This window comes from Rossellomorea sedimentorum, from assembly GCF_046237645.1.
Lineage (GTDB): Bacteria > Bacillota > Bacilli > Bacillales > Bacillaceae_B > Rossellomorea > Rossellomorea sedimentorum.
The window spans coordinates 77,942-102,726 of record NZ_CP143546.1 but is presented as its reverse complement, the minus strand read 5'-3'; the positions used below and the strand labels follow the sequence as shown (position 1 = coordinate 102,726).

At 43.9% G+C, this 24,785-nt stretch carries 26 protein-coding genes and 2 tRNA genes; 5 read left to right on the top strand and 23 right to left on the bottom strand.

The features are described 5' to 3' along the window. Positions 1-146: 146 nt before the first annotated feature. The 17 genes from lysS to V1502_RS00420 form a co-directional block, all read right to left on the bottom strand. Positions 147-1,643 (bottom strand): lysine--tRNA ligase, encoded by a 1,497-nt coding sequence (gene lysS / locus V1502_RS00500; RefSeq protein WP_409252504.1) that lies wholly within the window; start codon positions 1,641-1,643, stop codon positions 147-149. 428 nt (positions 1,644-2,071) lie between these two features. Then, positions 2,072-2,284: a helix-turn-helix domain-containing protein gene (locus tag V1502_RS00495; RefSeq protein WP_409252503.1), complete on the bottom strand. Its 213-nt coding sequence runs from the start codon at positions 2,282-2,284 to the stop codon at positions 2,072-2,074. Further along, complete coding sequence (gene folK, locus V1502_RS00490; protein WP_409252502.1) at positions 2,236-2,763, bottom strand: 2-amino-4-hydroxy-6-hydroxymethyldihydropteridine diphosphokinase; 528 nt, start codon at positions 2,761-2,763, stop codon at positions 2,236-2,238. Before folK ends, V1502_RS00495 begins: the two co-directional genes overlap by 49 nt. Position 2,764: 1 nt before the next feature. Next, complete coding sequence (folB, locus tag V1502_RS00485; protein WP_409252501.1) at positions 2,765-3,124, bottom strand: dihydroneopterin aldolase; 360 nt, start codon at positions 3,122-3,124, stop codon at positions 2,765-2,767. Next, positions 3,117-3,950 carry a dihydropteroate synthase gene (folP, locus tag V1502_RS00480; RefSeq protein WP_409252500.1) on the bottom strand — a complete coding sequence of 278 codons (834 nt, stop codon included), beginning with the start codon at positions 3,948-3,950 and terminating at the stop codon, positions 3,117-3,119. The genes folB and folP overlap by 8 nt, the downstream gene beginning before the upstream one ends. A gap of 4 nt (positions 3,951-3,954) precedes the next feature. Beyond that, positions 3,955-4,821 (bottom strand): aminodeoxychorismate lyase, encoded by an 867-nt coding sequence (gene pabC / locus V1502_RS00475; protein WP_409252499.1) that lies wholly within the window; start codon positions 4,819-4,821, stop codon positions 3,955-3,957. An 11-nt stretch (positions 4,822-4,832) separates the two neighbouring features. Beyond that, positions 4,833-5,420 (bottom strand): aminodeoxychorismate/anthranilate synthase component II, encoded by a 588-nt coding sequence (gene pabA / locus V1502_RS00470; RefSeq protein WP_409252498.1) that lies wholly within the window; start codon positions 5,418-5,420, stop codon positions 4,833-4,835. Further along, positions 5,417-6,808, bottom strand: a complete 1,392-nt coding sequence (locus V1502_RS00465) for an anthranilate synthase component I family protein (protein ID WP_409252497.1) — start codon at positions 6,806-6,808, stop codon at positions 5,417-5,419. Before V1502_RS00465 ends, pabA begins: the two co-directional genes overlap by 4 nt. A gap of 288 nt (positions 6,809-7,096) precedes the next feature. Continuing rightward, complete coding sequence (cysK, locus tag V1502_RS00460; RefSeq protein WP_409252496.1) at positions 7,097-8,020, bottom strand: cysteine synthase A; 924 nt, start codon at positions 8,018-8,020, stop codon at positions 7,097-7,099. A gap of 332 nt (positions 8,021-8,352) precedes the next feature. Then, positions 8,353-9,255, bottom strand: a complete 903-nt coding sequence (locus V1502_RS00455; protein WP_409252495.1) for a peptidyl-prolyl cis-trans isomerase — start codon at positions 9,253-9,255, stop codon at positions 8,353-8,355. Between the two features lie 22 nt (positions 9,256-9,277). After that, positions 9,278-10,165 carry an Hsp33 family molecular chaperone HslO gene (hslO, locus tag V1502_RS00450; protein ID WP_409252494.1) on the bottom strand — a complete coding sequence of 296 codons (888 nt, stop codon included), beginning with the start codon at positions 10,163-10,165 and terminating at the stop codon, positions 9,278-9,280. Then, the gene (locus V1502_RS00445; protein ID WP_409252493.1) at positions 10,162-10,947 is read right to left on the bottom strand and encodes a type III pantothenate kinase; all 786 of its coding nucleotides are present in this window, start codon (positions 10,945-10,947) and stop codon (positions 10,162-10,164) included. Before V1502_RS00445 ends, hslO begins: the two co-directional genes overlap by 4 nt. Positions 10,948-11,639: 692 nt before the next feature. Next, positions 11,640-13,595 carry an ATP-dependent zinc metalloprotease FtsH gene (ftsH, locus tag V1502_RS00440; RefSeq protein WP_409252492.1) on the bottom strand — a complete coding sequence of 652 codons (1,956 nt, stop codon included), beginning with the start codon at positions 13,593-13,595 and terminating at the stop codon, positions 11,640-11,642. A 125-nt stretch (positions 13,596-13,720) separates the two neighbouring features. Next, positions 13,721-14,269, bottom strand: a complete 549-nt coding sequence (gene hpt / locus V1502_RS00435) for a hypoxanthine phosphoribosyltransferase (protein WP_409252491.1) — start codon at positions 14,267-14,269, stop codon at positions 13,721-13,723. A 12-nt stretch (positions 14,270-14,281) separates the two neighbouring features. Continuing rightward, positions 14,282-15,685, bottom strand: coding sequence for a tRNA lysidine(34) synthetase TilS (tilS, locus tag V1502_RS00430; RefSeq protein WP_409252490.1), 1,404 nt, complete (start codon positions 15,683-15,685; stop codon positions 14,282-14,284). Positions 15,686-15,781: 96 nt separating this feature from the next. Beyond that, the gene (locus V1502_RS00425; RefSeq protein WP_409252489.1) at positions 15,782-16,762 is read right to left on the bottom strand and encodes a protein kinase domain-containing protein; all 981 of its coding nucleotides are present in this window, start codon (positions 16,760-16,762) and stop codon (positions 15,782-15,784) included. After that, positions 16,731-17,468, bottom strand: coding sequence for a VWA domain-containing protein (locus V1502_RS00420; protein ID WP_409252488.1), 738 nt, complete (start codon positions 17,466-17,468; stop codon positions 16,731-16,733). Before V1502_RS00420 ends, V1502_RS00425 begins: the two co-directional genes overlap by 32 nt. Positions 17,469-17,621: 153 nt before the next feature. Here V1502_RS00420 and V1502_RS00415 point away from each other — a divergent pair, with 153 nt between their 5' ends. Together V1502_RS00415 and V1502_RS00410 are read left to right on the top strand one after the other, a co-directional pair. After that, entirely contained in the window at positions 17,622-17,744 is a 123-nt protein-coding gene (locus V1502_RS00415) for a hypothetical protein (RefSeq protein ID WP_409252487.1), read from the top strand. Positions 17,745-18,042: 298 nt separating this feature from the next. Then, positions 18,043-18,165, top strand: a complete 123-nt coding sequence (locus V1502_RS00410) for a hypothetical protein (protein ID WP_409252487.1) — start codon at positions 18,043-18,045, stop codon at positions 18,163-18,165. A 323-nt stretch (positions 18,166-18,488) separates the two neighbouring features. On the opposite strand, the gene spoIIE is transcribed toward V1502_RS00410, so the two are convergent. Continuing rightward, the gene (spoIIE, locus tag V1502_RS00405) at positions 18,489-20,978 is read right to left on the bottom strand and encodes a stage II sporulation protein E (RefSeq protein ID WP_409252486.1); all 2,490 of its coding nucleotides are present in this window, start codon (positions 20,976-20,978) and stop codon (positions 18,489-18,491) included. 281 nt (positions 20,979-21,259) lie between these two features. Between spoIIE and V1502_RS00400 the strand changes: the two genes are divergently transcribed. The 3 genes from V1502_RS00400 (at position 21,260) to V1502_RS00390 (ending at position 22,274) form a co-directional block, all read left to right on the top strand. Then, positions 21,260-21,336: transfer RNA gene (locus tag V1502_RS00400), tRNA-Met, on the top strand. A 10-nt stretch (positions 21,337-21,346) separates the two neighbouring features. Next, positions 21,347-21,418, top strand: a tRNA-Glu gene (locus tag V1502_RS00395). Positions 21,419-21,842: 424 nt separating this feature from the next. Further along, positions 21,843-22,274: a CBS domain-containing protein gene (locus tag V1502_RS00390; RefSeq protein ID WP_409252485.1), complete on the top strand. Its 432-nt coding sequence runs from the start codon at positions 21,843-21,845 to the stop codon at positions 22,272-22,274. Between the two features lie 319 nt (positions 22,275-22,593). Here the strand turns inward: V1502_RS00390 and V1502_RS00385 are convergent, their stop codons facing one another. The 5 genes from V1502_RS00385 to V1502_RS00365 all read right to left on the bottom strand — a co-directional run bounded on the left by V1502_RS00385 (position 22,594) and on the right by V1502_RS00365 (position 24,768). Beyond that, entirely contained in the window at positions 22,594-23,016 is a 423-nt protein-coding gene (locus V1502_RS00385) for a S1 domain-containing RNA-binding protein (RefSeq protein WP_409252484.1), read from the bottom strand. 74 nt (positions 23,017-23,090) lie between these two features. Further along, a complete protein-coding gene (locus tag V1502_RS00380; RefSeq protein ID WP_409252483.1) occupies positions 23,091-23,486 on the bottom strand; it encodes an FtsB family cell division protein in 396 nt (131 codons plus the stop codon). Positions 23,487-23,499: 13 nt separating this feature from the next. After that, positions 23,500-24,126, bottom strand: coding sequence for a spore cortex biosynthesis protein YabQ (gene yabQ, locus V1502_RS00375; RefSeq protein ID WP_409252482.1), 627 nt, complete (start codon positions 24,124-24,126; stop codon positions 23,500-23,502). Further along, the gene (yabP, locus tag V1502_RS00370) at positions 24,123-24,425 is read right to left on the bottom strand and encodes a sporulation protein YabP (RefSeq protein WP_409252481.1); all 303 of its coding nucleotides are present in this window, start codon (positions 24,423-24,425) and stop codon (positions 24,123-24,125) included. Before yabP ends, yabQ begins: the two co-directional genes overlap by 4 nt. Positions 24,426-24,504: 79 nt before the next feature. Further along, positions 24,505-24,768, bottom strand: a complete 264-nt coding sequence (locus V1502_RS00365) for an RNA-binding S4 domain-containing protein (protein WP_409254260.1) — start codon at positions 24,766-24,768, stop codon at positions 24,505-24,507. Between the last annotated feature and the right edge of the window lie 17 nt (positions 24,769-24,785).

Sequence of the window (24,785 nt, the reverse complement as noted above, 5' to 3'; positions counted from 1 at the left end):
ACAACTTTTTTAAAATGTTTTTTGTGTTGTCCACCGCGTTTTGCGGCAACAGATAATAATATACCACCTATTTTAGGACCATGCAACACTTTTTTGAAATAAATTTAAAAAGCTCCGGCTGATGACAGCCGGAGCTTTAAAAAATACTAGTCGCGATGACGCATTAATGGGAATAACAGAACGTCACGGATTGAAGGTGAATTTGTTAAGAGCATAACCAGGCGGTCGATACCGATGCCCAGACCTCCTGTTGGAGGCATTCCATATTCAAGAGCTTCAATGAAGTCGTCATCCATCATATGAGCCTCATCGTTGCCCTCTTCCCTTTCTTTCAGTTGAGCTTCGAACCTTTCTCTCTGATCGATAGGGTCGTTCAACTCGGTAAAGGCATTCGCATGCTCGCGGCCTACGATAAATAGTTCAAAGCGGTCCGTGAAACGGCCGTCTTCATCATTCTTTTTCGCAAGCGGAGAGATTTCTACCGGGTGGCCGTAGATGAAAGTAGGCTGAATCAGCTTGTCTTCTACTTTTTGCTCGAAGAACTCATTCAGGATATGTCCGTATTGCATAGTAGGCTTTACTTCGATGCCATGCTCTTTTGCCAGGGCATGTGCTTCTTCATCAGTCATTTCTTGCCAGAAGTCTGCACCTGTATGTTCCTTGACGGCATCTACCATATGAAGACGAGTCCATTGCGGCTCTAGGTTCACTTCGTAGTCGCCGTACTGCACAGTAGTAGAACCGAATACTTCTTTAGCGATATGGGCAATCAGATTTTCGGTAAGAGCCATGATGTCACGGTAGTCAGCATATGCTTCATACAACTCGATCATTGTGAATTCCGGATTGTGGCGGGTAGACACACCTTCATTACGGAATACACGTCCTATTTCATAGACTTTCTCCATTCCGCCGACAATCAACCTTTTCAAGTGGAGCTCGATAGCAATACGCATATACAGCTGCATATCGAGTGCATTATGGTGAGTGATGAAAGGACGCGCGGATGCCCCTCCGGCAATCGCATGCATCATCGGTGTTTCCACTTCCAGGTATCCGTTGTTATCCAGGTACCTTCTCATGGACTGGATAATCTTGCTTCGGGCGATAAATGTCTGTTTACTCTCCTGGCTTGTAATCAAGTCAAGGTATCTTTGGCGGTAACGCTGTTCAACATCTTTTAAGCCGTGGAACTTTTCGGGAAGCGGTCTTAATGACTTAGTAAGGAGATTGAACTCCTTCGCTTTAATGGAAAGTTCCCCTACTTTGGTTTTGAAGATGGTTCCTGTTATACCCACCAGGTCGCCCAGGTCAGCAGTATTGAAGATCTCATATTCTTCATCACCTACAGCATCTTTACGGACGTAGATCTGGATTTGGCCTGCAAGGTCCTGTATGTGCGCGAAGCCCGCTTTACCTTTTCCTCTTTTCGTCATGATTCTTCCAGCGATTGTAACGGAAGCATCTTTCTCTTCCAATTCCTCTTTTGAGAAAGAATCATATTGTTCTTTAATGTCTTGCGAAGTATGTGAACGATCGAAACGTTTACCGAATGGATCCAACCCTTTTTGACGGAGATTCTCCATCTTTTCACGTCTCACCCGCAGCTGGTCATTAATTTCTTCGTGACTCATTACTTTCACTCCTGTTCTATCTGCTAGTTTTAAATAAAGCTGTTTTCGAAAGGATTGTTGCAGCCGAACAATACCGGATACGAATGCAGCATGATCGCGAGCACTTTTCCGTGACATTTGAAAGTTGCTGTATTCATAGAAATCACTTTCAACAAATTTCTACGAGAAGAGCCTTATCAAATTAGCTATATGATTTTATACCCTACTATTTTACACAATATATGTAATTCGAACACCCCTAAAGGTCTTTTATATTGAAAAAGGTTTTATTTTTGAGAAAAAGTCATCTTTCTACCCGCAGCACGACCAGGTTACATTGAGGCATTGGATTACAGAAAAAAGAGGGCTGATTGCATTTAAGCCCTTCAGTCCCTCCATGATTACAGCTCACTTCGGTCGGAGCCTATTCAACACCGCCGATTCCTACTATATAAATTCTATTTTTCGTCAGAAGGTTCAAGGTCTGCACGCGGGATTCCCAGAATTTCCGCTACCTTCTCCAGGAAATCTTCTGTAGGGAGGCGGCTGCCTCTTTCGATTTCTCCCAGTACCGAAACGGAAATGCCGATCTTCCTGGCCAGCCCCTCCTGCGTTAAGCCCTTCAGCTTTCTGAATGCACGTATACGTCTTCCCCACTTATCTGTTTCCATAACCGAACTCCTTCTTTATCAGGTATTTCGTCTAGAAGATCCACCATAGGGGCATTGAACTTAGGATGTTTGATTGTCTGGGACAGTTCCGTGAGAGGCACGAGCACAAAGCTTCGTTCATGCATCCGCGGATGAGGAACAATTAGTTCTTCTGTTTCAATATTTTCTTCATTATAGAGTAAAATGTCAAGGTCTATAATCCGCGGACCCCAGCGGAATTCCCGCTCTCTTCCAAGATCCTTTTCCACCTGAAGACACTGACGGAGAAGGGTTTCTGCCTTTAGGGAAGTTCTGATTTCCAGAACGAGATTCAAAAATTTCCCTTGTTCAGTAAAGCCCACCGGATCGGTCTCGTAAATGGAAGAAACCCTTGTTACTTCTATTTCATGATGTTCATTTAACGTTCTGATGGCATCTTTTAAGTAATGTTCCCTGTCACCTACATTAGACCCCAGAGATAGGTATGCGTATGAATTCATATCAGCGCCCCCTGGTGATTTCCACAGATACCGAACGATAATGACCCGGAATCGGCGGATCAGGTTTAATTACTTCTATTGTACAGTTTTTGACTTTTGTAAAATCCTGAAGGATCCGCTCAGACAACTTTTCAGCCAGAGCTTCAAGGAGTTTATATGGCTTTCCCTCCACAACTTCCCTGCACACTGAATATACTTCACCGTAATTGACGGAGTCTTGAATATCATCGCTTCTTCCTGCTTCCGAAAGGTCGATGTCTAGTGTTACACTGACACGGAACCGCTGTCCCAGCCTGGTTTCTTCAGGGAAGACCCCGTGATAGCCGTAAAACTCCATTTCATTCACTTTGATCTTATCCACTATATTCACCCTTTCCGAGCATAGCATCCATCATGACAGCCATCCTTTTCATTTCTTTCACATCATGGACGCGTACCATGTGGCACCCTTTTTGAATACCGAAGCAAACTGTCGCCCCCGTCCCCTCCATCCGCTCTTCTACCGGGAGATCAAGGACGGAACCGATCATGCGTTTTCTCGAGGTAGCCAACAGGACCGGGAATCCCATGTCCACAAAACGGTCAAGGTTTCTCATCATTTCAAGGTTAAGGTCAAGGTCTTTGGCAAACCCGATGCCTGGGTCGAGTATGATATTCCCTCTTGGCACCCCGGCATCCAGTGCAATATCAATACTCTCTTGAACATCTCGCAGGGCGTCGGTCATAAAATCTTCATAATCGGTGTTTTCTCGATTGTGCATCAGGATGATCGGCGCATTGAAATCTGCAGCAACAGCCGCAATTTCTCTGTCACGCTTTGCCCCCCAGACATCGTTGATGATATGAGCACCCGCCTCCAATGCTTTTCTGGCTGTCCCGGCTTTGTAGGTATCAATGGAAATGGGAACGTCCACTTCCCTCGAGATCGCTTCAATGATAGGACACACCCGTTGGATTTCCTCTTCTTCTGGTACCGGTTCATGGCCGGGCCTGGTTGATTCACCGCCGATATCAATAATATCGGCTCCCTCCGCGGCCATTTCTTTTGCACGTTGAACAGCTTGTTCCAAAGCATTGTACTTCCCGCCATCAGAAAAGGAGTCAGGGGTGACATTTAATATCCCCATTATTAGTGTTCTTTTTTGATAGTCAAGCTGATAGGGTCCTGCTTTGATCGATGAAGTCATCTGCTCAGCTCCCATGTAGTTCGTTTTTTGAAAATAATCGTCTTGCATCATGTTCATAATGACGGTAAAGGGTTGTAGTTATTTCACCATGCTTCCCCGGAAAACTTTTTCCTGAAAAAGAATGAATGGGGACAATTTCCTGAACGGAGTTTGTGAAGAAGGCTTCACTGGAATGGAGTAAAGCCTCAGGGCGGTATAATCCCGTCTCACAGGGAATGCCTGTTTTTTGTGATAACTCAATGATATACTCCCTGGTAACCCCGTTCAATATACCTGTCTCCAATGAAGGGGTGTGAAGAATGCCATCCGTCACCCAGAAAATGTTGGATGCGACGCCTTCTGCAATAAAACCCTCTTTTGTTAAAAACACCCCTTCTTTTCCCGGATCATCGCCAATTTCTCTCTTGGCGGCAATATTATTAAAATAGTGATGAGATTTAAGCCTCACCACTGTTTCAGGTGTATTTCTCGCCAAGTTCAATAAGACTGCTTCCTTTTCTCGCAGCGGCACTAATGGCGGCAGCTCCTTTTGAAACAGGATGATATTCGGCTTTTCATAAGGTGTGGTCCGGAGACCTATTTCTCCTTCACCCGCTGAAATATTCAAGCGGAGGTAGGAATCGGGCAGCCCATTCTTCTCTGAAAGGGAAGAAACCATACCGGGGATATCCAGGGTATTCATATCCAACTCAATATTCAACGTATCCAAACCGCTTTGAAGCCGTTTCAGATGGTCGTCCAGCAAAAAAGAATGACCTCCGTAAGTTCTCATCGTTTCAAAAAGACCCATACCGTAAAGAAATCCATGGTCAAAAGGAGAAATTACCGCATTTTCCTTATGCACGATATCACCGTTTAAATATATGAACAAGCGTTTCCCTCCTAAACTGGCAAGGCTGCTTTTTTATAGGTAGTGAGGAAATTCGCGAGAAGCTGCTTCCCTTCCTCAGTAATGATGGATTCCGGATGAAACTGCACACCCTCAATCGGAAGGTGCTTATGGCGGATGGCCATAATCTCTCCCGCTTCTGTTTCCGCTGTGATTTCCAGACAATCCGGCAATGTTTCTTTTTTAACAATCAAAGAATGGTAACGACCTGCTTGAAACGGGTTAGACAGGTTTTCAAAAATTGTTTTGCCGGTATGGGTGACGGAAGATGTCTTGCCGTGCATAAGTCTTTCAGCTTTGACGACCTCACCGCCGAAAACCTGGGCAATCGCCTGGTGTCCAAGACAGACACCAAATATCGGGATCTTGCCGGAAAAATACTCTATCGCTTCAAGGCTGATTCCCGCGTCATTCGGGGTACACGGTCCAGGGGATATCATCAGATAATCCGGCTCCAGCAGCTCTATTTCTGCAATGTTGATTTCATTGTTGCGTTTAACTACAATTTCTTCGCCAAGCTCACCTAAATACTGAACAATGTTATATGTGAAAGAATCAAAATTATCGATCATTAGTATCATTTATCTGCACCCTCTGCCAGTTCTTTTGCTTTCCAAACTGCTTTTGCTTTTTTCAAGGACTCCTTGTATTCATGTTTAGGGTTGGAATCAATGACAACTCCTGCTCCTGCTTGAATATAGGCCTGTCCATCTTTTGCAAACAGCGTCCGGATGACGATGTTGAGTTCCATATCTCCATTAAAGCCGATCCAGCCAATGGAACCCGTATAAATTCCTCTTCTCACCGGTTCCAGTTCTTCAATAATCTCCATTGTCCTTACCTTAGGCGCCCCTGTTATAGTGCCTCCCGGGAAAACTGAGCGTATTAGATCTTTACCATTTTTATTATTTGCTATCGTTCCTCTGACGTTGGATACGATATGCATCACGTGTGAATATTTTTCTATCACCATGAACTCATTTACTTCTACCGTTCCGTACTGACATACCCTGCCAAGGTCATTTCTCTCGAGATCCACCAACATGACATGTTCTGCCCGTTCCTTTTCATTGTGAATCAGTTCATCCGCCAGTTTCTGGTCTTCGAGTTCATTTTCTCCTCGGGACCGGGTACCTGCAATCGGTCTTGCGCTTACCTCTGTCCCTTTCTTTTTCACCAGTAGTTCAGGGGATCCTGAAGCAATCTGGAAATCCGGTGTATGAACATAGCTCATATACGGGGAAGGGTTAAGCTCCCTGAGTTTCTTGTATATCTTATAAGGGGAGGCGGCTAACTTCTGAGACTGTCTGACAGAGAGATTGACCTGGAAGACGTCCCCTTCCTTAATATAATGTTGGATCTTCTCAACCGCCGATATGAACTGGTCTTCGCTCATGGAGAACGAACGTTCCACCGGGGGCTGATTCTCCAATCCTCTTTCTTCAGAAACCGGCTGCTTCAACGCTTCCTTCCAATCGCTTAGAAAGGTATGAAAAGTATCGGCCCCTTCATTATCCGCCATCAGCCAGATTTCTTCTGTTTCATGGTCAAACACAGCCCATTGATTAAACACCATATAATAAAGGTCAGGTGTGTTCAAATCATCCTGTGCATTTGTGCCCAGCTGTTCAATCTGTCTCGCGTAGTCATAGCTGATGAATCCCATTGCACCGCCTTGGAAGTCGGGCAGTGAAGGATCCCTGTCTCTGTACCTCTTTTGAAGACGGCTGTATAAAACATCAAGAGGATCTCCATTGAAGATCTCCGTCTTATCCTCCTCACAGATCTCCACCCTGTTATCCTTTGCATTTATAATTGATACCGGATCAAACCCGGCGATACTGTATTTTCCACCCCGGCCGCTTTCAAGAAGAATATGATGATCGATTTCAGCCGTTAAAGTTTCATAGGCATGAAAGAAATCAGCTTTCGAGGATCTTATTTTTTCATGATGAAGTTTAGTCTCCACGGATGGTTCACTCTCCTAGTTTTTCTCTTCCTCCATCATACATGAATAACCGCGCTGTTTCATAGTCCAAATGCACGTTGGCGGTTAGTGGTTTCACTTTTCAAAAAAAGTTGGCCAAGTTGATATCAAGCAACATCGCAGGTCCTGTCAATATGTTCGGAATATCTATTAACAACTTTTAGTACTATATTGGTCTTGGTAGCAACTACTGAACCACCGGGGCCGTGTCCAACTAAATCGGAAAAAAAGATATAAAAAAAGACCAGGAATAATCCTGGTCCCAGATAATCAATCTTCGAATTGATACAGCGGCGTACTTAAGTATCTTTCACCATTACTCGGAATGACCGCTAAGACTTTCTTTCCTTTACCCAGCTCTTTAGCCACTTTAAGAGCAGCACTGATGGCAGCGCCTGAAGAGATTCCTCCAAGGATGCCTTCTTCTTTAGCCGCACGGCGGGCATAATCAAATGCTTCTTCATTTTTAACAGTGATGACTTCATCGTAAACATCTGTTTTCAAAATATCCGGCACAAAACCTGCGCCGATACCCTGGATTTTATGCGGACCGGGACTTCCTCCAGATAAAACAGGGGAATCAGCCGGTTCTACCGCGTAAATTTTCACATTAGGGAAGTTTTCTCTCAAAACCTGTCCGGCTCCTGTAATAGTACCACCCGTTCCGATACCTGAGATGAATGCATCGAGACTGTCCATTTGCTCTACGATTTCCTTTCCAGTCGTTCTGCGGTGAACTTCAGGATTTGCTTCATTTTTGAACTGCTGAGGCATGAAATAGCCTTTTTGTTTAGCCAGCTCTTCCGCTTTGCGGATTGCACCGCCCATCCCTTCGGAACCAGGAGTAAGAACCAATTCGGCACCATAAGCACGGAGAAGGTTTCTTCTTTCCATACTCATGGTGTCCGGCATGACGAGCACTGCTTTATACCCTTTGGCAGCCGCCACCATCGCCAGGCCGATACCTGTGTTACCACTTGTCGGTTCCACTATGGTGTCCCCTGATTTTAAATTTCCAGACTCCTCGGCAGCTTCAATCATTGCAAGAGCAATTCTGTCCTTAACACTGCTTCCGGGGTTCATGTATTCTAACTTCAAGTAAACATCTGCACTATTTTCATCACCAAGGCGGTTCAATTTTACAATCGGCGTCTGTCCCACTAAGTCTGTGATTGAGTTTGCGATTCTTGCCATGTTACCCCTCCTAATCCCAAGTAATTCCATGGGTTTTAAATAAAATTATCAATATTCTGTCAACATGTCAATCAATAAGCGAGGTTTCCTGACCGGCTCTGTACGGAACGGATATTCCTTTTCGGGCAGATTTGGCTGGATTGTCAATCAACCAGTTTCTCCTTTTTAAAAAAGAAGCACGGCAGCCACCGGACTTCTTTTCTATCGGCTTTACAAAAAGTTTGTTGCTGCCTGATATATAGCTTTCAAGAGGCAGGCCTTTGTCCCCTAGAGAAGAATCCAGTTCTTCGGATTTTTCCGAAAGCAGGAATCTCTAAGAAAGCAGCCTTTCTTTAAAAGCTTCCTTCATAAAACCATTCAACTTCTAGCTCTTCCCAGAAATCTTCCGGCTTCACTGAATTTTCCACCTGCTCCATTGCAAGCCTTCTCTGAATCTGGTCTTTTACCTCATCCATAGAATAGTCATGGGCTTCAAGCTTATCCTTCAGAAGAAATATATAATACCGCCCTTCCCATTCCAAGATTTCAGAATGTCCACCTTTATCCAGCGATTGAATAGATTCGGCGGAATCCCCTGCTAATATATGCGAACCCGCCGGAATATATCCGATATCTCCACCCTGTACGGCTGAAATTTCATCAATCGAACGCTCCATAGCAAGGGCGTGAAAGCTTGAACCTTCTTCAATTTCCTTTGCAATTTGTTCAGCATCTTCACGGCTTGCTGCGACAATTTGCGAAAGTTTATACATCTCTGGTATTGAGTATTGCTCACGGTTTTCGTTGTAGTATCTCTCGATTTCCTCAGAAGGGATTTCTACATCTTTTGTGACCAGCTTTTCCAAAAGGAGCTCCGCCCTGACTCTTTCCCTCAATATTTCCTCACTGACCTCTGATTCTTTATCATAGGTATTGTACACACTTTTGATCAGAGTGATTTCTTTTTCGAGTTCTTCGTCAGTCACTGTAATATCATATTTATCTGCAAGCTGAACCATTACCTTCTGGTTAATCAGCTCCCTAAGGACTTCTTTTCCATAACGCTTCTCCATTTCATACATCCACGACTCACGGCTGATTGTCTCTCCATCCACCGTTGCCGCCGTTTCAGCACCGGCCAGGTCCGTCTCGTCCGAACCCGCCTCAGGTTTTGTAAAATAAAGCAGCATTGTCACTACATTTACAGCAAGCAGAATAAGTACCAGCGCCGTTAAAACCGATCTCTTTAATCTCACCTTGCATCCATCCCCTTAAAGGTTACTGCAAATTTTCTCCCTCATTCTTCAATTCCATCAGCTCTTCTGCTGAATAATGATAGGCTTCATTACAGAAGTGGCACTGCGTTTCAGCGCCGCCGTCTTCATCGATCATTTCCTGGATTTCATCTGCTCCTAAGCTTGCAATGGCAGCACCAAAGCGGTCTTTGGAACAGCGGCATTCGAATTGGACAGGCATCTTATCAAGGAACTTCACATTATCTTCTCCGAGAAGCTCCTGAAGAAGTTCTTCCGGTGTCAATCCTTTTTCTATCAATTTAGATACTGGCGGGATTGACTGAAGCCTGTTCTCTATTTCTGTAATCGTATCATCCGGTGTTCCCGGCATTAATTGAATGATAAATCCTCCTGCAGCAAGAATGGAATTATCAGGGTTCACCAAAACTCCGACTCCCACCGATGAGGGAACCTGCTCTGAAGTCACAAAGTAGTAAGTAAAGTCCTCTCCAAGTTCTCCAGAAACAATCGGCACTTGCCCTGTAAAATGGTCGCGCATTCCGATGTCTTTAACGACTGAAAGCGTACCGGAAGTCCCCACTGCTCTTCTAACATCAAGTTTTCCATGTTCATTCAAGTCAAAATGCACATGAGGGTTGGTAACATATCCCCGGACATTGCCTTTTGCATCGCTGTCCACGATAATGGCACCAAGAGGGCCGTCTCCTTCTACTTTGACGGTTAATTTATCTTCACCCTTTAACATCGCCCCCATCATGACACCTGCGCTCATAGATCTTCCAATCGCAGCCGATGCTGTCGGCCATGTACCGTGCCTTCTTTGAGCTTCATTTATTGTATCTGTGCTTCTCACAGCGTATGCCCGGACTTGTCCATCAAATGCTAACGCCCTAACTAAATAATCGCTCATATTATATCCTCCTTCACCTTGCTGTTTCTCTCATAGATGAGTTTTAAACCTTTTAACGTTAAGAATGGATCAACGACATCGATGACATCCGATTCCTTTGAGATTAATTGCGCGAGTCCTCCGGTTGCTATGACCAAGGGATTGGTATCATCCGTCGCTTTCATCCTTTTCACAATCCCTTCCACTTGCCCAACGTATCCGTAGAGGATTCCTGACTGCATGGCAGATACTGTGTTCTTCCCGATAATATGATCCGGGCGCCCGATTTCAATCCTCGGCAGTTTGGCCGCCTTTGAATAAAGGGCTTCGGTTGAAATCCCTATTCCCGGAGCGATTGCACCGCCCATATACTGCTTCTCTTCATTGATGTAGCAATAGGTAGTAGCCGTTCCGAAATCCACAATAATTAATGGTCCGCCGTACTCCTTGATCCCCGCCACGGCATTGACTATACGGTCTGCGCCTACTTCTCGAGGGTTTTCATATTTTATATTCAACCCGGTTTTGATGCCGGGACCTACGACCAATGGAGTGATGTTAAAATACTTTTCGCACATTCTCTCCAAAGAAAACATGATTGGAGGCACCACGGATGAAATGATGATACCTTCTATGGATTCCAGTGACAACTGAACATGCTGAAAAAGATTCTTAACGATCATGCCGTATTCGTCTTCTGTTTTATGACGATTCGTTTCCATGCGCCAGTGATACTTTAATTCTTCGCCTTCGTAAACTCCCAGTACTATATTGGTATTCCCTACATCCAAGACAAAAATCACTTTATTCACCCACTAATACATTGATTTCATTCTGCCAACATCATACCACAATTGCATCCATTTGGTGAAAACTGTTGCCTTATTGAAAATGGTATTTTTGCATTAAAGAAAACCGTTTATTCTTGTGAACAAATGTTGCAAAAAAACCTTTGATTTCCGTTCCAGGTTCCGTGACAGGCGGTGAGCCTCCTCAGCTGCGCTTGCGGGGTTACGTTCCAGTGGGTACGTAACCTTGGTGCTGGAACTGGACGTCCCGCTGTTCCCGCAGGAGATCGCGAATCCTTCCACTTTAATCAATGCTGTGCTTATATGTTATGAATAATGATTGAAAGACAACCTATGTAGAGTCCATTCGCATTCTGCATCTGGTGCAATCGTGCATTCCTCACTTTGCACTTAAAACCTCTTTAAACACAGTTTTATATCTGCGATTCCTTAAATGTTTTACCAAGGCTCTTTTAGTAAACTTTGTTGCTATTTAATACAAACTTTAAAAAATATCTACTTAATTAACCAGAAATAGCCTGATAAACAAGGAAAAAAAGAGCTAATTCACCTTGTTCAGAGAAAAAAGCCCTTGTCTCCAAGGGGAAAATCCGGCTCTTAGGATTTTTCCGAGAGCAACAATATTTACGAAAACAGCGTTTACCAAATAAAAAGACACCAGCAGGACTGGTGTCTTTTTGCAATGACTATTCTTTTTTATCATCTTCAACTGACTCTTCAGATGTTTTTTCAGTTTCATCCTTCTTCTGGATGTTCACTTTTACATCTTCTTTGTCAGTTGTTTTTTCAGGCTCGCCATAACCACGGTCCGGAAGCTTGCCATGATCCATCAAATGCTTGATTTGGCCAGCATCCAATGTTTCAACATCCAGCAGGGTCTTGGCAATAAGCTCCAACTTTTCGCGATTCTCTGTAAGAATCTTTCTCGCTCTCTCATAAGACTCTTTGATGAAACGCTGGATCTCAAGATCGATTTCATACGCAATCGCATCTGAGTAGTTCTGCTCATTGTTGATGTCCCTTCCAAGGAACACCTGTCCGCCTTGAGTTGAACCGAATTGAAGAGGTCCAAGTTTTTCACTCATACCAAATTCGGTAACCATTCTGCGCGCTATGCCTGTTGCACGCTGGAAGTCATTATGGGCACCGGTAGAAACTTCACCAAAGATAATTTCTTCAGCTACACGTCCGCCAAGTAAACCAGTAATCTTATCCAGCAATTCAGGTTTAGTCATGAAGTAACGATCTTCTTTCGGAAGCATTACCGCATAACCGCCGGCCTGACCGCGTGGTACGATGGTAACTTTATGAACCATATCCGCTTCATCCAGGACAAGTCCGATAACAGTATGTCCTGCTTCGTGGAAGGCCACAATTTTGCGTTCTTTCTGGGAAACGACTTTGCTCTTCTTCGCAGGACCGGCAATGACACGGTCAGTTGCTTCGTCAATATCTCGCATATCAATTTTCTTTTTATCTTCACGGGCAGCAACAAGGGCTGCTTCGTTCAACAGGTTCTCCAGGTCTGCACCCGAGAATCCAGGTGTTCTTGCAGCAATCGCTTTTAAGTCAACCGACTCATCAAGCGGCTTGTTCCTCGCATGTACCTTAAGGACTGCTTCACGGCCTTTGACATCCGGGCGGTCTACCGTGATTTGACGGTCGAAACGTCCAGGACGCAATAAGGCTGGATCGAGAATGTCCGGGCGGTTTGTTGCAGCTACAATGATGATTCCTTCGTTAGCTCCAAAACCATCCATTTCAACAAGTAACTGGTTCAACGTTTGTTCACGCTCATCGTGACCTCCGCCAAGACCGGCTCCACGCTGACGTCCAACAGCATCAATTTCATCAATGAAGATGATACAAGGAGCGTTTTTCTTTGCATTTTCAAACAAATCACGGACACGTGATGCACCGACACCGACAAACATTTCAACGAAGTCGGAACCACTGATAGAGAAGAATGGCACTCCAGCTTCTCCGGCAACGGCACGGGCAAGCAAGGTTTTACCTGTACCCGGAGGTCCTACAAGAAGAACCCCTTTAGGAATTCGCGCTCCGACCTCAGAGAATTTTCTCGGGTCTTTAAGGAATTCTACAACTTCCACCAGTTCATTCTTCTCTTCATCCGCTCCGGCGACATCCTTAAAGCGGACTTTTTTCTTCTCTTCACTGTAAAGCTTGGCTTTACTCTTACCAAAATTCATAACCCGGCTTCCGCCGCCCTGCGCTTGATTCAACAGGAAGAAGAAAAGAATAAAGATGATGACAAACGGTATGATTGTAGTAAAGAATGATACCCAGCCGCTTGTTTCTTTAGCCTTTAGGACATCGACTTCGATGCCTGTTTCAGCTGCAGCTGTATTGATGCGTTCCAACACACCTGCATCATTTCCCAATACATTTGTCAGGAAGTATTGTTCCTCTGTATATCCAGTCAGTTTTCCTCTTACCTCATACACGCCTCGTTCAGGCTGGATGGAAAACGACTCTACCTCACCATCTTCCAAGTGAGTGATGAATTCGTTATATTTAATGTTTTCTGTTGGTTCGTTGCTGTTATTAAAGTAACTCACCACACCTATTATGACGAGAAATACTAGTAAGTAGAATATGGTATTTCGAAAGATCCGGTTCATCCCTTACCTCCTCCCACGGTAAAAAAGCTATATAAAATAGTATCATAGAAAAACATGGTATTACAACAAATTAGCTGCCTTCACTGGTACATCTTTACAGATGCGAATTCTTCATTAGATTATACTTAATCGTTTGTACTATACACTTCTGGTTTCAGTACGCCGATATATGGCAGATTGCGATATTTTTCTGCATAATCAAGTCCATAGCCGACAACGAATTCGTCCGGTACAAGGAACCCGACATAGTCCGCCTTGATATCTGCTTTTCTTCCGGATGGCTTATCCAAAAGCGTAACAATTTTGATGGACTTTGCCTTACGATAACGGAACAATTCAACCAGGTAGCTGAGAGTTAAACCGCTGTCGATAATATCCTCAATGATGAGGATGTCACGGCCTTCCACCTTTGTGTCAAGGTCTTTGACAATCTTGACTTCTCCCGAAGACACGGTTGTGCCTCCATAACTGGAGACATCCATGAAATCCATTTCCAGGTATGTATCCATGCGTTTAAGCAGGTCACCCATAAAAGGCATTGCACCCTTTAAAACACCAATCGCCAAAGGAAAACTGTCTTTATATTCCTCAGTAAGCTCGGCGCCCAGTTTTTTGATTTTTTCTTGAAGTTCTTCTTCAGTAATAAGCACTTTCTCAATATCTTTGTTCAACACTTGGTCTGCCTCCTAGGAAGATGTTTGCTCTGAAAAGATTAACCTTACATAGTCACCCGATTCACCTGCTTCATTGCCGGCAAAGTCCGATACTCTCAGATTGGGGACCCAGAGAATTTCGCCATTATCATCCTCGACAATCGGCCATGTATCTCTAAGTTTGACTGGTATCTTTTCATCGATAAATATATCTTTTACCTTTTTAGTACCATTCAACCCTTTAACTTTCATACGGTCACCCGGTTTCCTGGTCCGAATCTTCAACGGAAAGGCAATCCTGCCCTTTTGGAAAATGACGGAATCCGTATGATTGAGATGGTCTTGCGCCTCTTGCAGTGTAAATGCTCGATGATCAGGCAGTTCAATTCTCTCACCTATGTTCAATGTATAACAAAAATCGCCGCTTCCCTCTGTTCTTCCCGCAAAAGTAAAAGTACATGAATTATAGGAACGTATTACTTTAAGGTTTCCAGGAAGATCAAGACTCAGTGAGGGGCTGTCTTTCAATATTATTGCTAAAACATCTTGAATATGTATAGATGATAATGATGAAGGCCTATCTTTGTAAAGATAACTTAATATTAGATGAATCACTCTTCTTTGTAAAGGCAGAGGCATCCGTCGGAAAGCTCCTATATCAACAACAGCTTCCTCCTTGGTTTTTGTAAGGACCCCCTCCATTTTTTCTTCGGCCAGGGAGAGTAAAAATGATTCATCTTCAGCAGCTTCTTCACTAAATTGTTGAAATTTCTGATGAACAAGCGGATTCTCGCTTTTAAGGAATGGAAGCACCGCTTTGCGGAACCTGTTCCTCGTGTAATCCTGCTTCTCATTACTGGGATCAAACTTTGGCTGCAGGCCGCTCTCCGAACAATAACTCAATATTTCAGACTTTGAAAGGCAAAGAAGAGGGCGTATGATTTGACCAGCGCCAAAGCTTCTTTTGACGGGAATACCGCTTCTGGCCATCCCGCTGCTGCCTCTTGTCATCTGCATAAGAATGGTTTCAATCTGGTCGTCCCCGTGATGTCCGAAAGCCAGCTTCGTAAATCCTTCTTCTTTCAATAGACGGGCGAAGAACTGATAACGGACATTTCGCGCACCTTCCTGCAACCCTGTCTTTTGTTCATCAAGGACGTTTTGTACATTCACCCTCTCTCCCCAAAAAGGAATGTCCATTTCTTCACATACCTTTTTAACAAAAAGGAACTCTTCATGAGATTCTTCCCCTCTGAACATATGATCGACACATACAGCAGCAATCTTTGCATTCCAGAGGCCTTTGTATTCATTTAAATAGTGGAGAAGGGAAAGTGAATCAGGACCACCGGATACAGCAGCCAGTATCGAGTCTCTGTCCTGGATTAAGTTATGTCTTTTTATAAAACTTGTGACTTTTCTTTCATAAGTAAGCATACTGCCTCATCCTGAACATGTTTTCTTCTATTCTAACAATATTTCACCGATCATTAAACTTCCTGTTCCATCACTGCAGAAGATTTGGCGAAGTCTCTACAAAAGCTCGCCATAAATGTAGAGTACGTATAAAAGAGTTACAATCAGGACAATTAATATGGTTTCTAAAATTCCCCCGCCGGACTTCGTTTTCCTATGCTGTTGACGGGTTGCTGCCACAGGTTTCGCAGAAGACTGGGACCCCCGCGGCTTGACCTGGCTGGCTGGAGCTTTTGCTGATAGGGTGTCCAGCATGGATTGGCGCATCTCAAGAGCTGTGGCGAACTTTCCTTCAAGGGCATTCATAATTGGTCCTCTGAATTTTTTTAGCTCGGGCTTATCCAGTACCGCATTCTTTAACTGCTCTATTCCCCCGCTGCCGCTCTTGTTAAACCTCTTTGGATAGGAAAGGTTGATCAGAATCATCGCCGCAGAAAACAGATCATAAGAAGGTTCCGCCTTTCTTGAATGTCCGAGCCAATACCCTCTATCAAAGAACTCAGTGAATTCCTTTATGGCCCTTCCCTTCATGGTCGTCCCGCCGACATCAATGCAGCGAAGTTTATAGGGCGGTCCTGTAACGATCAGGTTTTCAGGCTTCAAATCTCCAAATACCCACCCCTCCTGATGTATGCGTTCCAGGTCATTCAAAAGCTGGATGATGAGTACACCTGTCCACGAAAACCCCTTTTTCTGAACAAATGTCAGTAAATCCGGACCCTGGATGTATTCCATTACATAAAAAGGGATGTTCTTCCCGCCAGTTTCCCAATCATCCACATCTAGCAAAGAAGGTCCAAGGGGTGCTCCTTGGACTTTTGCAAAAGCCTTTAAGACATTCACTTCGGAGGTCACGGACATCGAACTGTCACTCATTTTCAGTGCCACATAATCTGCGCCTATTCGAGCAAGATAGACGATACCATTTGCCCCATACCCAAGTTCTTTGATAATTGTATATTGTTGTTTATGCCACTTGCCTGTAATTCTTGTTCCCGAAGAAAAGTTATATTGTTTCTTCAAAGTATTGTTCATCATCACGTGAGAGCAAACCCCTTAATGAACGTTTTTTCTTGAATGAAGAAATGGCTTCGCTGATTGCAGGGCCGGTTGGCGTTATACCTCCTGATGACAGCTTTGAGAAAACGCTCGTCAGCGACTCAAGCTTCGGAGTCCAGTCCAGCAATTTTTCGACATCTTTTCTTTTCCCGGGAAATACGAAAACCGAAAACATATTATCTCCCATCCTTGCATTCATGCTTAAGGACAGGTCCAACAAGGCTTCTTTGACTGTTGGAAGCTTGTGTTTCATACTCGCTGAAGTATCGACAAGAATCAACACTTCAAGATCAGATGACTCTCCTAATTCATCCACAACCTCCATCACTTCCCCGCGCTGCTCCGGCGGAAGTTCTTCCATGGAAGCATTCTTGCCTAGTATCTGTTTCAATTCCTTGTTGACGACCCCCTGCAGGGTTTGGGTCATCGCTTTTCTTGTCACCATCTGAACAGTCTGTGAGAGCTGCTGAGCATACACTACCTGACTGACGCCTCCGCCTGACATGGCAATGCCTTCAATTTCCTCCATGCCTCTTTCATCTATTGAATCATTCTCCATCACACCGATCACATTTACCGTAATCCCCTGTTCCTTTGCCAACGCTGCCATTGCCACTGGATCTTCTCCTTGGTTCGAACACCCATCTGTTATTAATAGAACTTGTCGAAGTGTACCTGTCTTCAACAGTTTCCCCTCCTCTAACTTAGTTTGTTACCATCTTCGCCGGAATGGGAGGGAAATATACACTAAAAAGCGGAAGCGGCCGTTCAGCGACGTACAGATTTTAGGGCTCCTGCATGAGATAAAGGAAACACGGCGAGCGTAAGTGAGCCGATGTTGACTTATCGCAAGGAAGGAGACCGAAATCTGCTAGGCGCTGGCCGCTGGAGCTGGATTGATCATAAAGCGGAAAGGCCCCGCTCAGCGGCGTACGGACTGGACCGGCTCCGCATGAGATAAAGGAATCACGAAGAGCGGCAGCGATTCGATGATGACTTATCGCAAGGAGGAGCCGGGAAGTACGCTAGCCGCTGGGGCCTTGGAGCTGGATTGGCTAAAAAGCGGAAGCGGCCGTTCAGCGACGTACAGATTTTAGGACTCTAGCATGAGATAAAGGAAACACAACGAGCAAAGTGAGTTGATGTTCATTTCCCATTGCCCAAGAATGTACCACTAACCAGAAAAGCATCCTACCGAAAAAATCCAGGAGCCGATTTTTTCTAAATACCTCTTTATATGAGTAAAGGAAATGAACCTGTTGACTTATCGCAAGGAAGGAGACCGAAATCTGCTAGGCGCTGGCCGCTGGAGCTGGATTGATCATAAAGCGGAAAGGCCCCGCTCAGCGGCGTACGGACTGGACCGGCTCCGCATGAGATAAGTTGGATGATTCGCGTGTGCGCATAGCTTGATTTTGGGGCTTTTCACGAGATGTTACTGCGCGTAAACAGCGCATGGTTTCATCTTCTCCCCCTTCTAAAAATGGTGCACCTCGCAACACCAGCGTACAGGTTCATTTGGGCTATTTTCTCGAAATGATACCCCGAGCACAGCAAAGACCATTGGCCCTGTATGCCTCCTGAGCATCCCGCGGGCGCCAGTCACCCCCCCATCAGAAACTTTTGCTACTAATATAGAATCTGTATCCTGTAATCTATCAAACTACTCGTCCAGAAAGAACAAAAGAATTATTGCGCTTCTCCTTCAGGAAATCCTCTCCTTTCTCTTGAATTTTTGAACGGGGATGGAACTCCACTTCGGTATGTTGTGCTTGATTTTCGAAACGACTATAGTCATATCATCTTCTATCTCACCTGACCTTGTCCTTATCACTTCCTCCATAATGATATCCGCCATGGCTTGCGGATCCTCTGTATCTATTTCTTTTATTTTCCGCTTCATCCATACATCGTAGTTTTCTACGTGTTTCGGGCCTTCAAATACTCCATCACTCATCATAATCAACAGATCGCCTGCTTTTAATTGTTCACTGACTACATCTACATCGAATTCATAAAAGATGCCCATCGGCAGGTTGCCGGCTTCTACCTTCACCACCTTATCTCCTCTTTTTATAAAGCTCGGGGTTGAACCAATTTTCAAAAACTTCGAAGATGCATCTTGCAAATCAATCATGGCCAGGTCTAGAGTCGAAAAGATTTCATCATTCGTCCTTAAAGACAAGATTGAGTTCACCGCTTTTATCGCTACTTTTTCTTCTATTCCCGATTGCAGTATTTTCTGCAGAAGGCTCAAGGTTTCATTGCTTTCATAATGGGCACGTTCTCCATTCCCCATCCCGTCACTGATCGCAACGGCATATTTACTCGCACTCAATTCAATCATTGAATAACTATCACCGGAAATTAATCCTCCCCCCTTTGCTGCATGAGCCACTCCGGTATCTACGACGAATGCTTTTGCCGACCCAAATGTTAATTGGCAATGGCCGCTCGGGAAGGCTGCCGAATCCTCTCTTTGGACAATTATGTTTTCCCCGAGGATGTCCGAGAGCATCGGGGCTATCAGTTTCTCCCCCTCACCATGACCATTTCCATTTGGAAGTGTCATCTCGATATCTACGTTTCCTTTATCCAGTGAATAGATTTCCACATTTTCTATTTCCAACCCGAATTCCTGGAGAGACCCCAAGATCTGTTCTTCCTGCTGCTGGTGGTTCTCTCTTTCTCTTTGAATCTCCCTCGCAAAATCTCCCATTACTTCAGATACTCCCAATAATTGATCAGCGACAAGTTTCCGGCTCTCCTGGACCTGTTTCTTTAACTTTAGATTAGCCTGATAATAGGTAAGCTCCTGAGAGATGACATCCTGGACCTTTTTGGCACGGACACAATGCTTTTCAAGTTCCCTGCCGACTTTTCCATTCAGCGGCACATGCCCCTGGTCGACTTCATACATGACATCTTTCATGAGATCATAAGTATGATTGAAATTCCTGGCCCAGCATTGCTCTTTCTTAAAGCAGGTCTGGCATGTTTTTTCGGTGACGTTGCTTAAAAATTGGTCAAATTCCCTTTCATCTGCCTCCTCACGGTCCAACTGCTCCTCTAAGCTGACAAAACTATTCGACAACGCCTGGAAGACCGAGGAAAACTGCTCCACCCTGCTTGCCGTGACATCACGGACTTTTCTTATATATTGCTGCTGTTCCTGGTTGTATTCAGCCGTCCCGGGTATATGTTTTGCCAGTTTCGTAGTAAGGGCTGCCGGGGTAAGGAACAGAAGTACGATGGCAGCCCCGGATTCATAAAGCGTTTTGGCCAGTGACATATCGCTTTCTCCATACATGCCGATCAATAGGGTCGCGATCAACAACCCTATGGCTGCTCCTGCCTTTTTCCCCTCCTTCAACAAACCTCCCAAAAGACCGGAAAATGCCAACAAACTCATTTGATAAAAACTTGCTACGTTGGCAAGACTGAAGATCAAGCCGGTCACAACCCCAACCGTCGAACCAACCGTAGCCCCGGCAATAAAGGAAAACAGCAATACGAGATACCTGGACAGAATATGTTCAATCGAAAGGTTATAAACCGACCATCCGATTGTTCCCGTCATCACGGAAGCCAGTAGGATGATCAGGCTGACAACCTCTTCTGTTTTGAGTGTTTTCTTGCGTTTACTTATTGAAAATAAGGGCACACTCTGAATAAAAATAAGCGTAAGAATAAAGGAGAGGGTCGCTTCGACACCAGCCATTGCCCCATCGTAAACACTCAGGGCCTGTCCATTGGTCAAGTAGTCGAATGTAAGGCTGGCGGCTATCGTGGTAAAAAACACAAAATAGGGTACAGCTTTCAACTCATTTTTTTGAAATTTTCTTGTAATCCTAAAAAGAATGAGGAATAAAATAGTACTGGCAAACGTATACGTTATATTAGTAATCGATAATGTCAGTGATCCGGCAAGCAGACCCATTAACGCGATAGGAGCACGATCTCTTCGCACCATATAAACAGCTGCGAAAAAAGGAATGGCGAAGGGCGTCAAGTGCGACAGGATCAATGCTCGCCCAAGAAGAAAACCCAAACTAAAAAGAACAAAGCCTTTCTGGATAAAAAACCATTCTAGTTTCTGTAATACGGCTTTCATCCCCATAGACAGCTCCGACTTAGTATGTTCAATGTCTACCTTCCCCACCGGCTCCATGACACTGTGCTCAACTTTTTCCATACTTATCCTCTCCCCCTAGTCTTATTCCTTGAAGACATTATAAAGCGGACAAGCTCAGAAGTTTGTCAAAACAGGGGTTTGATTAGTGAGAAAAGTTCGACTTCTTTCTGCGAAACAGCAAACATACTGTAGAGAGCTGATAGATGGACCGCCATTAAGCTGTAAGGCAGACGCGGAAATATAAGGTATAAACCAAGTGACATATTTCTTAAAAAATCTGTTGACAATTTTTTTAATCCTATGTATTATATTACTTGTGTCTCAAAACATTTTTAAAATATGGCGGTGTAGCTCAGCTGGCTAGAGCGTACGGTTCATACCCGTGAGGTCGGGGGTTCGATCCCCTCCGCCGCTACCATATTTATTTTGGCCCATTGGTCAAGCGGTTAAGACACCGCCCTTTCACGGCGGTAACACGGGTTCGAATCCCGTATGGGTCATATTACGAACACGACAGGAATCCTGTCGTGTTTTTTTGTTTGGTTCTTTCAATTGAGAGCGGTAGTATAAAATTGGATTACTGAATCAGTCTTATTATGGTAACTTGATGGCAGAAGTATGTCACATGCTGCTTAATCTGCAAGGAACAATAAATTCGGGACTCCTGTTGATACACATTGCACCGGGTCACGAATTGAGCAAGAGATAATCTCAAATTTGTGCGTTTCTACACTAGCTAGTATATTAAGTAATCCAGCTAAACTATTCATACTCTAAGAGGGAAAACTGAGAACTTCAAAAGCTCATATAGAAATTAAAATCACTAATCCCGATTAGTATTTTATACCAATTTTCACCACTATGTTATTCCTCATTTTTCCGTGGTATATCATAATATATAACAGATAATAGGAGGGATTCTTAATGTCAAACATTCAAGAAGTGATGACTCAGCAAGTGGAAACATGCTCCCCTTCAAGTTCCCTTATCGATGTTGCAAAATTAATGAAAGATCTGGATATAGGAGCCGTTCCAGTATCTGATAACAATCAATTAAAAGGGATTCTGACAGACCGTGACATTGTAATTTACGGTCTGGCGGAAAAAGGTAACGCGGATCTGCAAGTAAAAGATATTATGACAGAGAGCGTAGACTATGTAACGCCGGAAACAGATATTAATGAAGCATATTCTAAGATGGCCGAAAAACAAATCCGCCGTCTGCCTGTTCTTGATCAGAACAACCAAGTCGTCGGGATTGTATCCCTTGGTGACCTTGCCGTAAAGTTAAATAAAGACAGCGATACAGGTGATACACTAGAAGCGGTATCAAGACCGATTGGTCCCGACCAGTAAACGATAAATAAAAAAAGCTGCCATGAACATGGCAGCTTTTTGCTTGAAGTAGTGATATCCGGATCCTATTTAAGTACCCTTTCCTGGCTTAGGTTTTTTGATATCGACATTGAGCCGAATCCCCGGTGCTGAAAATCTTTTTTGAAATTAAGACTCAGAATCAGCAAGTTGCTTGCACTCTGTATGATATATACCAGCTCATTTACAACAAAAAACAACCGGCTGCTTTCCAGGGTGAAATGCAGTCGGTTGTTTTCATTTGGAGGGTTCACTTCTGAACCCTCTCTATAAAACCTGCTATATAGTAACAGACAGCAAGTTAGCCTTTTTTTGCTCCTCGGCCGCCACGTTTGGATTCTGTATGGCGTTTTAATGAAGATAGGCGATCTTCACTATCTTTTAAGAAACGCGCCATCTTTTGTTCAAAGCTCTCTTTTGTACGAGTGTCATTCATTTTGTTATTGCGTGGACGCTGAGGACGCTGCGGGCGCTGGGGGCGTTGCGGCTGGTCTTTAGCCTTCCGGATGGATAAACCAATCTTTCCGTCTTTCTCAACATTAATGACTTTTACTGTAACTTCATCCCCGACTTTTAGATGCTCGTTGATATCTTTTACATAATTGTCGGCAACTTCACTAATGTGGACAAGACCTGTTGCACCTTCCGGCAATTCTACGAACGCTCCAAAATTTGTAATCCCTGTTACTTTACCCTGTACCTTGCTGCCTACTTCAATTGACATAAAAAGAATGCTCCTCCTTAAAATGATAAAAAATAAACCTTACTTTATATTATAGCCAAACAAAAAAAAGAGTGTCAATAAGACGACTCTTCTTCTTTTTTCTTTTCAGGCTCAGGAATATTAAAGATTATTTCACCTTCATCAGAAAGAAAATAGTCTCTTCTCGCCAATTTAGCAATATACTCATCGTCATTGAGCTTGACGATTTCTTCTTCAAGGATCGACTGCTGTTTCTCAAGCTTTTCCAGCTTGGCTTCCAGCTTTGCTTTTTCCGCTTCCTTTTCTTCAAGGACTGAAGCGCGTGAGATGAGGGTCGAAACAAGAAAACCGCTTATGGTCAGGGCGAGGATAAATAATAAAGCCAAGCGGCGAAAAAGCCTCTTTTTTCTGTGGTGACTGATTTTTTTCTTTAATTCCTGCTGTCGAACATAAGCGTTTTCCATTGAAGTAATATTTCGTTCCCGGCTCATCTCTGCACCTCCTTTATCTTTTCAACCATTTTTTCAACTTTGTATTAATAACTTTAACAAATGGAAATAAATATCCTGCCAATTTATTATATAACTTCTCGACGAATTTTTTAATATTTTTCGGCAAAAGGCTTGAAATAATTTTTACCACCCATAGAAAAGGGGTAAACACAATTTTCAATATGGCAAAAATTGCTTTGATAAAGAAGCCAATTACTGCCCATCCTCCTTTACCAATCCCGATGATTAACGAAATGAGAAGCATCACCAGCCATTTCAGCGGTGAATAAACAAGATTGGTTACCAGTCGTACCAAAAACTTGTAAAAAGAAATACACCCTTGGATGATTTTCTCCAATAACTTTAAATAGAGGGCTTTGAGAAGAGCCTGATAGCCTGCAAATCCGCATAGCAAAGCAATAAAAATATAAAAACGCACCTCGCCGAAATTGACCGAGAACAGGATGTAAAAAATAAAAAGGGCTTGCAGAATCCAAAACAAGACATCGTTCAGGAAAACAAGCCAGCGTTTTCTACTCTTTCTGTTGAGAAAACGGTTATACGTATCCAGGGTCGCTCCAAAAACACTGCCCATGCCGACCATGGCCAGCATGGTATAAAATTGAACCGAAAGCGTCATCGGAACAGCTTGCTAAAGAATCCTTTAGCTTTCTCTCCACTTTGCTCGTCTAAATAAACGATATCAAATACCTTGCCCTTAATGGAGACGATTCCTTTATCCACATCTAGATTCTTCATTTGCAGATTTTGCCCTCTGATAGACAAGAAGCCCATGACGGTTTCCAGCAGGAACTCTTCATTATCAAAGCTTTCCACCTGCTTTACTCCTGAAATATCCAGCAGCCTTCTGCCTCTCATCATGACATCATGTTCCTGCATTGTTCCTTTGTTACTTCCGTTATCATGATACTGATTCATTTTCATCCCCCACATTCACAAAGTACAGGCTTTGTAACTATATGTATGCGGAGGGAGGAAAAATAGAACAAGCTTTACTTTACTCTTCCGGTACTCTATCCTCGCTGGTGATGGTATACATAGTACCCGCTTCTTCCTTACGGGTTGATTCCTGCAGGCGATCAACCTTCGCCGTCACTACTTTCTGCCCGAAACGGATCTGCAGCTCATCGCCCACTTTCACATTGGAGCTTGCTTTCGCCTGAAGCCCGTTGATGGTAATCCTTCCTTTGTCAGCGACTTCCTTTGCCAGTGTTCTTCTTTTTATTAAACGTGATACTTTTAAAAATTTATCTAAGCGCATTGTTGCCATTATCGATC